1 protein-coding gene is annotated in these 476 nt (G+C 41.6%); it reads left to right on the top strand.

Annotation, left to right across the window (positions count from 1 at the left end):
- The first annotated feature begins 68 nt into the window (after nucleotides 1-68).
- Nucleotides 69-434: a hypothetical protein gene (locus tag DW49_RS1000000132590; protein ID WP_152522418.1), complete on the top strand. Its 366-nt coding sequence runs from the start codon at nucleotides 69-71 to the stop codon at nucleotides 432-434.
- The last annotated feature ends 42 nt before the right edge of the window (nucleotides 435-476 follow it).

Here is a 476-nt window from a genome sequence, read left to right on the forward strand (position 1 = left end):
TTTTCGAAATAAGTTACCCATAACCTGTAAGCTAAGCTATTGATAAGATTTGAATTTTCCGTTAGTTGGTGGCTGATTTTTTCGAAAACAGTACACTAGATGGTGTGTGGAGGCATAATTTTTCCACATCACTATATTTTGGCGAAAATACAGTGGTTTTGGTTCACGCAGATGGTCGTGAGTCGATATTTTTGCGGGATGAGCAAGGGTACAGATCTGATTCTGATTCCGGTGTGTTGATCGCCCAAGCAAATGGCTGGTTATATCAATCTACTTCAAACGTGAATTTTTATTTTACATCTCAGGGCTATCTGAGTGCAGCAGTTGCTCTTGGTGGTAATAGATATACATTGACCTACCGAGATCAAGGTCCAGATCGCATAATAATGGTGGCGGTTTCAGAGGCTGAGTGCAACACCCGGCTATTGAGTTAGGGATGGACTCTCATGATGCTTGGACATCATTTCCGTCATCAT

It is taken from the genome of Pseudomonas avellanae BPIC 631 (assembly GCF_000444135.1).
Lineage (GTDB): Bacteria > Pseudomonadota > Gammaproteobacteria > Pseudomonadales > Pseudomonadaceae > Aquipseudomonas > Aquipseudomonas avellanae.